Here is a 12,239-nt window from a genome sequence, read left to right as displayed (position 1 = left end):
ATTATGCAGAAAGTCCGTTCACTTGTTTCGCAAGTCTAGATTTGTATCGAGCTGCGGCATTTTTGTGTACAAGACCTGTTTTCACTGCTTTATCAATGCGTTTCGCTGCTTCAGAAAGAGCAGTTTTCGCTTTATCCGCTTCGTTGTTGGCAACAGAAGCTTCTACTTGTTTGATTGCAGTACGCATAGCAGATTTGATTGTCGCGTTATGAGCGCGGCGTTCGTTGTTTGTTTTTGTACGTTTAATCGCTGATTTAATGTTTGGCATGTGTTTCACCTCCTAAGATACAACCTGTAGCACAGTGTCTTAAGGTTAAATCTTCTTCACAATAGAACAAATTGTATTCTATCAAACAGAACTTTAGATTGCAATATAAATGTAAAGTATTTTTCGTTGATGGGTAAATTCGCATGATTCGTTTTACAAATGGCCACACTATGTACCACGATGATTGAAGGAGGTCTTCCCCGTGAAAAACAACGAACTGGATGTCAATCAATTTCTGATACGGACGGATTTAGCGGTAGAAACAAAACAGGCGGTAAAAGACAGACAAGCCGGTCAGAAAAAAGAAATAAACGGGTTTATTGAAAAAGAACGCGACAAGGGCGGCATTAAAGTCAGAACGGTGGATATTACAAAAGAAGGCGCCGAGCTATCGGGCAAAAAGCAGGGGCGCTATGTCACGATCGAAGCGCAGGGTGTGAGGGAGCATGACTCTGAAATGCAGGAAAAAGTAACGGAAGTGTTTGCCGAGGAATTTTCCGCCTATCTGTCGGCATTAAACATTCCAAAGGATGCAAGCTGTTTGATCGTCGGTCTCGGCAACTGGAATGTGACGCCTGATGCACTCGGCCCTCTCGTGACCGAAAATCTGCTTGTGACGCGGCATTTGTTCAAGCTTCAGCCGGAAAATGTGCAGGAAGGGTACAGGCCGGTCAGCGCGCTTGCTCCCGGAGTGATGGGATTAACGGGAATTGAAACGAGCGATATTATTCAAGGCGTGATCAAAGAATCGAAGCCGGATTTTGTGATTGCTGTAGACGCTCTTGCGGCAAGAGCCGTTGAAAGGGTGAACACGACCATCCAATTTTCTGATACGGGCATTCACCCGGGATCAGGCGTCGGCAATAAGAGAAAAGAATTAAGCAAAGAAACGCTCGGCATCCCAGTCATCGCAATCGGTGTCCCGACTGTCGTTGATGCGGTTACGATCGCAAGCGATACAGTGGACTACATATTAAAGCATTTCGGCAGAGAAATGAAAGATGACAGCCCGTCGAGGTCTTTGGTGCCCGCCGGAATGAACTTCGGCAAAAAGAAGGTGCTCACAGATGAAGATCTTCCCGGAGAAAAAGAGCGCCAATCTTTTTTAGGCATTGTCGGCACGCTGGACGAAAACGAAAAACGCCAGCTGATTCATGAAGTCCTTTCTCCGCTCGGCCATAATCTGATGGTCACGCCGAAGGAGATTGACACCTTTATTGATGATATGGCGAACGTGCTAGCAAACGGGTTAAACACCGCCCTTCATGAAAAGGTCTCACAAGATAACAAAGGTTCTTATAATCATTAAAATGGTTCTACCTCCTCTAGCTTGTTCATAGAGTAATTACTAGACAAGCGCTGGAGGGATTCAAATCATGAGAAAAAAACGCAGAAACCGTCAAATTGTCATTGCAGTAAACGGTGGAAATGCGCTCAAGGGCATGTTTTTGTTTATGACAAGCCTTATCGTTATTTTCGTATTATCCGGTGTGCTCACATCGCTTCGCCCTGAACTGAGGCTTTCTTCCGATTCTCTTCACGGAATTGCCGGAGAGCTTCCGGGTGACGCGTTTGCACACCTCCTTGGCATGGAAAATCATTATTTCGCATCAGAGCTTCCTGAAAAAGACTCATTTCAGCTGTCACGGCTTTCCTTAAAACTGGCGACAAGCATTAATCTGGAAGACCCGCGGAGCTTCTTGGGACGTGAGCTGCCGGGATTCGCCCAATACGATACGGAGATCCTGTTGGCGGGGCAGGGGACGGACTATACGAATATGCCGGCTGAATCTCCGCCGCCGTCAAAGGTGATGGAAAAAGAAAAAGAAGTGAATCTTGCAGAAATCGAAAATAAAACGAAAAAAGAAGAAACGGCGCCGCCGAAGCATTCGACCGGCAGCAAAAAAGTCGTCTTTATTTATCACACTCACAATACCGAATCCTATCTCCCTCTGTTAAAAGGGGAAACAAATCCGGATAACGCCCGCCATTCGAAGGCCAATGTCACGCTTGTCGGAGATATGTTCGGAAAAGCGCTGGAAGCGCAAGGCGTAGGAGCGGACGTAGATAAAACCGACATTCAGGGCCGCCTGAACAAAGACGGTTTAAATTATGCGCGAAGCTATGACGAATCAAGACCGGTTGTAAAAAGTGCGCTCGCCAAAAATAAAAATCTGCAATATACCATAGATATTCACCGGGATTCCCGCCGTAAGAAAAATACGACAGCCGATATTAAAGGAAAAAGCTATGCCAGAGTGGCCATCGTCGTCGGCAAAAAAAGCGCCAATTTTGAAGAAAACTATAAGCTCGCAAGTGAACTTCATAAGCTCATGGAGAAAAAATACCCCGGCTTAAGCGTCGGTGTTTTATCAAAAGGCTCTCCGGGAGATAATGGAGTATACAACCAGGATTTAAACGACCGGTCGCTTCTGCTGGAATTCGGAGGCGTGGATAACAACCTTGAAGAACTGAGACGCGCATCCGAAGCCGTAGCCGATGTATTCAGCGAACTGTACTGGGATGCTGAAAAAGTCAGCTCGCAATCAGGAGAGAAGAAAAAACAATAGAAATCAGGTGATGCAAATGATCCGATTTACCGGCAAATGCCTGCTGATCGCCATCGTCATGTTTGTCGGCGTTTTGTTCGGCATGCAGCAGGCAAACAGCGGAATGCTTGATATGAAAGGATACAAAGACCCCTCCTTAAAAGGTGCATTCACGCTTAGCGGCGGAGAGGGTCAGGAAAAAGAGGCATCCATTTTGGGCCAAACCGTTACGGCGAAAGATCTGGAAGAAAAACAAAAACAGCTGGAACAGGCGGAAACCTTCAACCTGTTTTCAAAAGCCGGGGAAACCCTTTCAAATACCGTGACGGACTCAGCCCAGGCGATGTACGAGTGGGTTTCGAAACTGAACCGATAGCATTTTAAGGAGAAAAGCGGACGATTCCAAACAGGAAGCTTTTCTCTTTCTTGTTTTAATTGAATGTTTACAATCCTATTGATATAATCTAAGCTAGTGTATTTTGCGTTTAATAGTAGGAGTGATAGATTGTGACAGATAAAGAAAAGCGTTTAGAGAGGCAGTCAAGAATCCGGAATTTCTCGATCATCGCCCATATAGACCACGGCAAATCGACCTTGGCGGATCGGATTTTAGAAAAAACATCGGCGATCACCCAGCGGGAAATGAAAGAACAATTGCTTGATTCAATGGACCTTGAACGCGAACGGGGAATTACCATCAAATTAAATTCCGTTCAGCTGAAATACAAAGCAAAAGACGGAGAAGAATATATATTCCATCTCATCGACACGCCCGGACACGTCGACTTTACATATGAAGTATCACGAAGCCTGGCTGCTTGTGAAGGCGCGATTCTCGTTGTTGATGCGGCCCAGGGAATTGAAGCGCAGACATTGGCGAACGTCTATCTGGCGCTTGATAATGACCTTGAGATTCTTCCTGTCATTAATAAAATCGATCTCCCGAGCGCAGAGCCGGAACGTGTGCGTCAAGAAGTTGAGGACGTTATCGGCCTTGACGCTTCAGACGCCGTCCTCGCTTCAGCGAAAGCGGGTATCGGCATCGAAGACATTTTAGAGCAGATCGTAGAAAAAGTGCCTGCTCCCTCAGGAGATCCGGAAGCTCCGCTGAAAGCGCTCATCTTTGACTCCCTTTATGACGCGTACCGCGGAGTCGTCGCGTATATCAGAGTCGTAGAAGGAACGGTAAAACCTGGCCAGAAAATTAAAATGATGGCGACCGGAAAAGAGTTTGAAGTCATCGAAGTCGGCGTCTTCACGCCGAAAGCACAGCCCGCTGACGAATTGACAGTCGGTGATGTAGGCTATTTGACAGCCGCAATTAAAAATGTCGGCGACACCCGAGTCGGTGATACGATTACAAGCGCGGTTAAACCTGCGGCAGAAGCGCTTCCGGGCTACCGCAAACTCAATCCGATGGTCTATTGCGGACTTTATCCGATTGACACAGCCAAATATAATGACTTGCGCGAGGCTCTGGAAAAACTTGAATTGAATGACTCCTCCCTTCAATACGAGGCGGAGACGTCACAAGCTCTCGGCTTCGGCTTCCGCTGCGGCTTTTTAGGAATGCTTCACATGGAGATCATTCAAGAACGGATTGAACGGGAATTTAAAATTGATCTCATCACGACCGCGCCGAGCGTTATTTATGACGTATATATGACGGACGGTGAAAAGATCGTCGTCGATAACCCGTCAAACATGCCTGACCCGCAAAAAATAGAACGGGTGGAAGAGCCTTATGTCAAAGCGACGATGATGGTTCCGAACGATTATGTCGGAGCGGTTATGGAGCTTTGTCAGGGGAAACGGGGCAACTTTATCGATATGCAGTACTTAGACGCTAACCGGGTCAGCATTGTATACGAGATGCCTCTTGCGGAAATTGTTTATGAATTTTTTGATCAGCTGAAGTCCAGTACGAAAGGGTACGCCTCTTTCGATTACGAGCTGATCGGCTACAAGCCGTCTAAACTCGTCAAAATGGACATTATGCTGAATGCAGAAAAAATTGATGCGCTGTCATTTATCGTCCACCGCGATTACGCATACGAGCGCGGAAAAGTCATCGTCGAAAAATTAAAAGAGCTGATCCCGCGCCAGCAATTCGAAGTGCCGGTGCAGGCGGCGATCGGACAGAAAATCGTGGCGCGCTCAACCATTAAAGCCATGAGGAAAAACGTTCTTGCAAAATGTTACGGCGGAGACATCTCGCGGAAACGGAAGCTTCTTGAAAAACAAAAAGAAGGAAAACGCCGGATGAAGCAGGTCGGCTCAGTCGAAGTGCCGCAGGAAGCGTTTATGGCCGTCCTTAAAATGGATGACAGCCCTAAAAAATAACGGAAGCCGCCGCAGTCCCGCACTGCGGCTTCTTTCTGTAAAGAAGAAGGTGTTTCAAATGAAATCAGCTTATATTCATATTCCGTTTTGTGAGCATATCTGCCACTATTGCGATTTCAATAAATATTTTATTCAGAGCCAGCCTGTCGATGAGTACTTAAACTCACTCGAAAAGGAAATGATAAATACGATAGAACGTACGGGCCGCCCTGATCTTCGCACAATTTTTATCGGGGGAGGCACGCCGACTTCGCTCTCACCCGCCCAGCTTGAAAAACTGATGGATTCCATTCACCGCGTGCTCAAGCCTTCTGACGGACTCATTGAATTTGCCGCGGAAGCGAATCCGGATGACTTGTCCTCGGAAAAATTAAAAATCCTGAAAAATGCCGGTGTCAATCGGCTGAGCTTCGGTGTTCAAACTTTCGAAGACGCGCTTTTGCAGAAAATCGGCAGGGTGCATAAACAAAAAGACGTATTCAGCTCCTTTGAACGGGCGAGGGCGCTCGGTTTTGACAACATCAGTCTCGATTTAATGTTCGGCTTGCCAGGACAGACGCTGGCTGACCTTGACAATTCTGTTAAAACGGCTTTGTCGCTGGATGCAGAGCACTATTCCGTTTACTCGCTGATCGTCGAGCCGAAAACGGTGTTTTATAATTTAATGCAAAAAGGCCGCCTGCATCTCCCGGCGCAAGAACAAGAGGCTGAGATGTATGAAACGGTCATGAAGCAGATGAGTGAAGCGGGCATCCGCCAATACGAAATCAGCAACTTTGCAAAGCCCGGGTACGAGTCGCAGCATAATCTGACCTATTGGAGCAATGAAGAGTATTTCGGTTTTGGCGCAGGGGCTCACGGATATATCAGCGGCACCCGCACCGTCAACGCCGGCCCCGTGAAACATTATATTCAGCTCATCGAAGAAAAAGGGCTGCCTTACCGGGACACGCACGAGGTGACACGTGAAGAGCAGATTGAGGAAGAAATGTTCCTCGGTCTCAGAAAAATGTCAGGCGTGCAAAAAAAAGCTTTCTTGGATAAATTCGGACGTTCAGTCGACGAACTGTTTCCTGATATTTTCAAAGATTTAACTGAAAAAGGCCTGATCTGTGACTCGGAAAAATCGGTAGCATTAACGCATGAAGGCAAATTATTAGGAAATGAGGTTTTTGGCGCTTTTTTGGGTGAGTTATAATTGACATTTTTCTTTTCGTTTGTTACTTTTGATATAGAATTAGCACTCGCTGACCTTGAGTGCTAACAGGGGTGATGATGATGTTAACAAATCGTCAGCTGTTGATCCTGCAAGTGATTATTAATGATTTTATACAATCAGCGCAGCCTGTAGGATCAAGAACTCTTTCAAAAAAAGACGAGATTACATTCAGCTCTGCAACGATCAGAAACGAGATGGCTGACTTGGAGGAATTGGGCTTTATTGAAAAAACCCATTCATCCTCAGGACGGATTCCGTCGGAAAAAGGGTACAGGTATTATGTCGATCATTTGCTGTCACCTGTCAAGCTGACAAAAACCGATCTGGATTTAATTCACTCGATATTTAAAGAAAAAATCTTCGAGCTTGAAAAAACAGTCCAAAAATCAGCGCAGATCCTGTCCGAACTGACAAACTACACATCGATTGTTCTCGGGCCGACGCTGAGCGAGAATTATCTTAAGCAGATTCAAATCGTTCCGATCCAGCCGGATAAGGCGGTCGCCATCCTCGTTACGAATACGGGGCATGTCGAAAACCGCACGATCAATTTCCCGGCTAAAGTGGATTTGGCCGATATTGAAAAACTGGTCAATATATTGAACGACCGATTAGCGGGCGTTCCGATGGACGAACTGAATGAGCGTATTTTTAAAGAGGTTGTCACATATTTAAGGCAGCATATCGCCAACTATGACAGCATTCTCGAATCGCTCCGCTCCACATTCCATCCGGCGGGCCATGTGGAGAAATTATTTTTCGGCGGAAAAATCAATATGCTGAATCAGCCGGAGTTCCATGATATTGAACGGGTCCGCTCGCTCTTATCCTTAATTGAAAAAGAGCAGGATGTTCTGAAGCTGTTTCAGTCGTCAAAAGCCGGGATTTCAATTAAAATCGGAAAAGAAAACGACTACGAAGAAATGGAAAACTGCAGCCTGATCACGGCCACCTATACGGTTGACACGAAGCAGATCGGATCAATCGCCATTATCGGGCCGACGCGCATGAATTATTCAAGAGTCGTCAGCCTGCTGCAGCATGTGACTTCGGACTTGTCAAAAGCATTCACAAGTTTGTATGATGAATAAGGGAATTTTGGCAATCATTTTCAGTCATCTTTTTACAGCATTTGAGGGAGGTGAACACAATGTCAGAAGAAAAACAAACCGCAGAACAGGTTGAAGCAGCAGAACAAGAAGAAACGACAGAACAGGCAGAACAAGCCGCTTCACAAGAACAGCATGAAGAAACGGCAGGTCAGGAAGAAGCCCTTCAGCACCAAATTGATGAATTGCAGGGTTTGCTTGATGAAAAAGAAAATAAGCTTTTGCGTGTTCAAGCAGACTTTGAAAACTATAAACGACGCAGCCGCCTTGAAATGGAAGCTGCTCAGAAATACCGTTCTCAAAACGTCGTAACGGAAATCCTTCCGGCTCTCGACAACTTTGAACGGGCCTTACAGGTAGAAGCTGAAAGCGAGCAGACAAAAAGCTTGCTGCAAGGTATGGAAATGGTCCGCCGCCAGCTGATGGACGCTCTTGAAAGAGAAGGCGTTGAAGCCATCGAAGCTGTCGGTCAGGAATTTGATCCGAACCTTCACCAAGCCGTCATGCAGGTGGAAGATGAAAACTTCGGCAGCAATATTGTTATCGAAGAACTGCAAAAAGGCTACAAACTGAAGGACCGCGTCATCCGTCCTTCAATGGTTAAAGTGAATCAATAACTACATAGCAGGAGGTAATTCAAAGTGAGTAAAGTAATCGGAATTGACTTGGGTACGACAAACTCATGTGTGGCAGTGCTTGAAGGCGGCGAGCCGACAGTTATCGCCAACGCTGAGGGTAACCGTACTACTCCGTCAGTCGTTGCATTTAAAAACGGCGAGCGCCAAGTAGGGGAAGTGGCAAAACGCCAATCTATCACAAACCCTAACACAATCATGTCTATCAAACGCCATATGGGTACTGACTATAAAGTAGAAATCGAAGGAAAAGACTACACACCTCAAGAAGTGTCAGCCATTATCCTTCAGCATCTGAAAGCATACGCTGAAAGCTATCTTGGCGAAACAGTTTCTAAAGCTGTTATCACGGTTCCTGCATACTTCAACGATGCAGAACGCCAAGCGACAAAAGATGCCGGTAAAATTGCCGGTCTTGAAGTAGAGCGTATTATCAACGAGCCGACTGCAGCAGCGCTTGCATACGGACTTGATAAAACGGACGAAGACCAAACGATTCTTGTTTACGACCTTGGCGGCGGTACGTTTGACGTATCTGTGCTTGAACTTGGCGACGGCGTGTTTGAAGTCCGTTCAACTGCCGGTGACAACCGTCTTGGCGGGGACGACTTTGACCAAGTCATCATCGACCATCTCGTAGCAGAATTCAAAAAAGAAAACGGCATTGATCTGTCAAAAGACAAAATGGCGCTTCAGCGTTTGAAAGATGCGGCTGAGAAAGCGAAAAAAGATCTTTCCGGCGTATCATCTACGCAAATTTCTTTACCGTTTATCACAGCGGGAGACGCAGGTCCTCTTCACCTTGAACTGACACTGACCCGCGCTAAATTCGAAGAGCTTTCCGCTCATCTCGTTGAGCGCACAATGGCTCCTGTCCGTCAGGCTCTTCAAGATGCGGATCTTTCTGCAAGCGAAATCGACAAAGTTATCCTTGTCGGCGGATCTACACGTATTCCTGCCGTACAGGAAGCAATCAAAAAAGAAACAGGCAAAGAAGCGCATAAAGGCGTAAACCCTGATGAAGTTGTAGCGCTTGGTGCTGCAATTCAAGGCGGCGTCATCACAGGAGACGTAAAAGACGTTGTTCTTCTTGACGTTACACCGCTGTCACTCGGTATTGAAACAATGGGCGGCGTATTCACGAAACTGATCGATCGCAATACGACAATTCCGACAAGCAAATCACAAGTGTTCTCAACTGCTGCTGATAACCAAACAGCCGTTGACATTCACGTGCTTCAAGGTGAGCGCCCGATGTCTGCCGACAACAAAACACTCGGCCGCTTCCAGCTTACTGATATCCCGCCAGCACCGCGCGGCGTGCCGCAAATCGAAGTTTCTTTCGATATTGACAAAAACGGTATCGTAAACGTAAGAGCGAAAGACTTAGGCACAGGCAAAGAACAAAACATTACAATCAAATCTTCTTCAGGTCTTTCTGATGACGAAATCGAACGCATGGTGAAAGAAGCGGAAGAAAACGCTGACGCTGATGCGAAGAAAAAAGAAGAAATCGAAGTCCGCAACGAAGCTGACCAGCTTGTGTTCCAAACGGAAAAAACATTAAAAGACCTGGAAGGCAAAGTGGATGAAGAGCAAGTGAAAAAAGCAAACGACGCGAAAGACGCGCTGAAAGCAGCTATCGAGAAAAACGAAATTGAAGAGATCAAAGCGAAAAAAGATGAGCTTCAAACAATCGTTCAAGAGCTTTCCATGAAGCTTTATGAAGAAGCGGCAAAAGCGCAGCAGGCTGAAGGCGCAGCAAACGCTGAAGGCAAAAAAGCGGACGATAACGTTGTCGATGCGGAATACGAAGAAGTAAAAGACGACGAAACGAAAAAATAAGTTCTTTCCGCAGAACGCGGAAGAACACACAGCATATTCTGATTCAACAGACAGAAAGTCAAAGTCAGGCATCTCTTGGCTTTGACTTTTTTTCTTGCCCGGGATAAAAGGAATTGAAAAAACATAATTCAAAATGATACAATCTAATTTATGTGAGAAATTCGGGAGAGTGAAGCGAGATGAGTAAGCGTGATTACTATGAAGTGCTTGGAGTAAGTAAGAGCGCTTCAAAGGATGAAATCAAAAAAGCCTATCGGAAGCTTTCAAAAAAATATCATCCTGATATCAATAAAGAATCCGGAGCAGATGAAAAATTCAAAGAGGTAAAAGAAGCATACGAAGCGCTCTCAGATGACCAAAAACGGGCTCAATATGATCAATTCGGCCATACTGACCCTAATCAGGGCTTCGGCGGCGGTTTCGGCGGCGGAGGAGACTTCGGCGGCTTCGGTTTCGATGACATCTTCTCAAGCATCTTCGGCGGCGGCACGAGACGCCGTGATCCGAACGCGCCGCGGCAGGGCGCGGATCTGCAGTATACAATGACCCTGTCATTTGAAGATGCGGCTTTCGGAAAAGAGACGATCATTGAAATTCCTCGTGAAGAGAATTGTGAAACATGCAAAGGCTCAGGCGCGAAGCCGGGGACAAAGCCGGAAACATGCTCGCATTGCGGCGGTTCAGGCCAGCTGAATGTCGAACAGAACACGCCGTTTGGCAAAGTAGTTAACCGAAGAGTCTGCCACCACTGTGAAGGAACAGGAAAAATCATTAAAAACAAGTGCTCTGACTGCGGCGGCACGGGCAAAGTGAAAAAACGGAAAAAAATCAACGTTACGATCCCTGCCGGTGTGGACGACGGACAGCAGCTCCGCGTACCGGGTCAAGGTGAACCAGGTGTAAACGGAGGCCCTCCGGGAGATCTGTTTGTCGTATTCCATGTGCGCGCCCACGAGTTCTTTGAGCGTGACGGAGATGATATTTACTGTGAAATGCCGTTAACGTTTGCCCAAGCGGCACTCGGAGACGAAGTTGAAGTGCCGACGCTTCACGGAAAAGTGAAATTAAAAATTCCTGCCGGCACACAAACCGGCACAAAATTCAGATTAAGAGGCAAAGGCGTGCAGAATGTCCGCGGCTACGGACAAGGCGACCAGCACATTGTCGTCCGCGTCGTTACGCCGACGAATCTGACAGATAAACAAAAAGACATCATCCGTGAGTTCGCTGAAGTCAGCGGCAACCTGCCGGATGAACAAGAAATGAGTTTCTTTGACAAAGTAAAACGCGCATTTAAAGGCGAGTAATGATTGGATAGGAGTTGGTAGTTTTGAAATGGTCCGAAATCAGCATTCACACAACACATGAAGCGGTTGAACCCATCTCAAATATTTTGCATGAAGCTGGTGCGAGCGGGGTTGTCATCGAAGATCCGCTTGATTTAATGAAAGAGCGTGAGAATGTTTACGGGGAAATCTACCAGCTCGACCCCAATGATTACCCCGATGAGGGTGTCATTGTCAAAGCGTATCTGCCGATTAACAGTTTCCTCGGTGAAACGGTCGACGGCATTAAAGAGACGATTAATAATCTGCTTTTGTACGACATTGATTTAGGCAGAAACACAATCACCATTTCTGAAGTTAATGAAGAGGAATGGGCGACAGCTTGGAAAAAGTATTATCATCCGGTCAAAATTTCTGAAAAATTTACGATCGTACCCACATGGGAAACGTACACACCCGTGAATACCGATGAACTGATTATCGAAATGGATCCGGGCATGGCATTCGGTACGGGAACGCATCCGACAACCGTTCTGTGCATTCAGGCGCTTGAGCGTATCGTTCAAAAAGGCGACCGTGTCATTGATGTCGGCACCGGTTCAGGAATTTTGAGCATTGCAGCCGCCATGCTTGAGGCTGAATCGGTTCATGCGTATGATCTTGACCCGGTCGCTGTCGAAAGCGCGCGTCTGAATGTGAAATTGAACAAAGTAAGCGATACGGCCGAAGTGAAACAGAACAATTTGTTAGACGGCATCACAGGCGAACACGATGTCATTGTCGCGAATATTTTGGCGGAAGTGATTCTCCGCTTTACATCGCAGGCGTACGACCTGCTAAAAGACGGAGGCCACTTTATTACTTCAGGCATTATCGGCCAGAAAAAACAGGAAGTAAAAGAAGCGTTGGAAAAAGCCGGTTTTACCATTACAGAAATTCTGTCTATGGAAGATTGGGTCAGCATCATCGCGAAAAAATAACAGTT

The 12,239-nt window shown here is 46.5% G+C and carries 11 protein-coding genes; 10 read left to right on the top strand and 1 reads right to left on the bottom strand.

Annotation, left to right across the window (positions count from 1 at the left end):
* Nucleotide 1 precedes the first annotated feature (1 nt).
* Complete coding sequence (rpsT, locus tag AD710_RS00900; protein WP_003152876.1) at nt 2–268, bottom strand: 30S ribosomal protein S20; 267 nt, start codon at nt 266–268, stop codon at nt 2–4.
* 202 nt (nt 269–470) lie between these two features.
* On the opposite strand from rpsT, the gene gpr reads away from it, so the two are divergent.
* The 10 genes from gpr (at nt 471) to prmA (ending at nt 12,234) form a co-directional block, all read left to right on the top strand.
* Entirely contained in the window at nt 471–1,577 is a 1,107-nt protein-coding gene (gene gpr / locus AD710_RS00895; protein ID WP_049627048.1) for a GPR endopeptidase, read from the top strand.
* A 67-nt stretch (nt 1,578–1,644) separates the two neighbouring features.
* Nucleotides 1,645–2,838 carry a stage II sporulation protein P gene (gene spoIIP / locus AD710_RS00890; RefSeq protein ID WP_049627047.1) on the top strand — a complete coding sequence of 398 codons (1,194 nt, stop codon included), beginning with the start codon at nt 1,645–1,647 and terminating at the stop codon, nt 2,836–2,838.
* A 16-nt stretch (nt 2,839–2,854) separates the two neighbouring features.
* Complete coding sequence (locus tag AD710_RS00885; RefSeq protein ID WP_016938900.1) at nt 2,855–3,193, top strand: YqxA family protein; 339 nt, start codon at nt 2,855–2,857, stop codon at nt 3,191–3,193.
* Nucleotides 3,194–3,324: 131 nt separating this feature from the next.
* Nucleotides 3,325–5,160, top strand: a complete 1,836-nt coding sequence (lepA, locus tag AD710_RS00880) for a translation elongation factor 4 (RefSeq protein WP_016938901.1) — start codon at nt 3,325–3,327, stop codon at nt 5,158–5,160.
* Between the two features lie 58 nt (nt 5,161–5,218).
* Nucleotides 5,219–6,358 (top strand): radical SAM family heme chaperone HemW, encoded by a 1,140-nt coding sequence (hemW, locus tag AD710_RS00875; RefSeq protein ID WP_049628743.1) that lies wholly within the window; start codon nt 5,219–5,221, stop codon nt 6,356–6,358.
* Nucleotides 6,359–6,438: 80 nt separating this feature from the next.
* Complete coding sequence (gene hrcA, locus AD710_RS00870) at nt 6,439–7,470, top strand: heat-inducible transcriptional repressor HrcA (protein WP_016938903.1); 1,032 nt, start codon at nt 6,439–6,441, stop codon at nt 7,468–7,470.
* 59 nt (nt 7,471–7,529) lie between these two features.
* Nucleotides 7,530–8,105 (top strand): nucleotide exchange factor GrpE, encoded by a 576-nt coding sequence (grpE, locus tag AD710_RS00865; protein WP_016938904.1) that lies wholly within the window; start codon nt 7,530–7,532, stop codon nt 8,103–8,105.
* Nucleotides 8,106–8,129: 24 nt separating this feature from the next.
* Nucleotides 8,130–9,968, top strand: coding sequence for a molecular chaperone DnaK (dnaK, locus tag AD710_RS00860; RefSeq protein WP_049627046.1), 1,839 nt, complete (start codon nt 8,130–8,132; stop codon nt 9,966–9,968).
* Nucleotides 9,969–10,147: 179 nt separating this feature from the next.
* The gene (gene dnaJ / locus AD710_RS00855) at nt 10,148–11,275 is read left to right on the top strand and encodes a molecular chaperone DnaJ (protein WP_016938906.1); all 1,128 of its coding nucleotides are present in this window, start codon (nt 10,148–10,150) and stop codon (nt 11,273–11,275) included.
* A 23-nt stretch (nt 11,276–11,298) separates the two neighbouring features.
* Nucleotides 11,299–12,234 (top strand): 50S ribosomal protein L11 methyltransferase, encoded by a 936-nt coding sequence (gene prmA, locus AD710_RS00850; RefSeq protein ID WP_045926748.1) that lies wholly within the window; start codon nt 11,299–11,301, stop codon nt 12,232–12,234.
* The last annotated feature ends 5 nt before the right edge of the window (nt 12,235–12,239 follow it).

Source organism: Bacillus sp. JFL15, assembly GCF_001184225.1.
In the GTDB taxonomy this organism is placed as follows: domain Bacteria; phylum Bacillota; class Bacilli; order Bacillales; family Bacillaceae; genus Bacillus; species Bacillus siamensis.
Note: the sequence above shows the minus strand (reverse complement) of the source record. Positions and strands in the feature narration are given on the sequence as shown.